We start from the raw sequence: 419 nt of genomic DNA, 5'->3' as shown, positions 1-419 counted from the left end.
GGCCGAACCGACGGCCTCACCCGAACCGACGGTGTCACCGATCTCTGATCCGGAACCGACGGCGCAACTCGAGCCCGAACCAGAGCCCGAGCCTGCTCCGGAGACGTCCACGCCGCCGGTGGAGCCGGCGGAGTAGACGCGGCAGCCGTCAGGGCTGCTCGCCGCCCTCTTCCTCCGGGACCGTCGTGGTCTCGGTGACCGTGGACGTCACCACCGACGTGCTGGTCTCGACGGTTGTCGAGGTCGTCGGGGGCGCGGTGGTCGTGGTGGTGGTGGTCGGCGGGGTCGTCGTCGCCGTCTCGGTGACCGTGGTCTGCGCAGGCGTCGAGGTCTCGGTCACCGTCCGTGTCGGCACCGGGGCGACCGGGGCGACCTGCGATGTGGTGACCGGGGTGGTCGACGTCGTGCTGGTGGTGGTC

The 419-nt window shown here is 71.6% G+C and carries 1 protein-coding gene; it reads left to right on the top strand.

Going from position 1 to position 419, the window contains the following annotated elements; all coding sequences use genetic code 11:
* Positions 1–185: 185 nt before the first annotated feature.
* Positions 186–419: hypothetical protein (locus CS062_RS26690; RefSeq protein ID WP_199174391.1), on the top strand; the 234-nt coding region annotated here is incomplete at its 3' end.

The organism is Roseateles chitinivorans, assembly GCF_002761755.1.
Lineage (GTDB): Bacteria > Pseudomonadota > Gammaproteobacteria > Burkholderiales > Burkholderiaceae_C > Roseateles > Roseateles chitinivorans.
The sequence above is the reverse complement of the archived record's forward strand: the minus strand, read 5'-3'. Positions and strand labels throughout refer to the sequence as shown.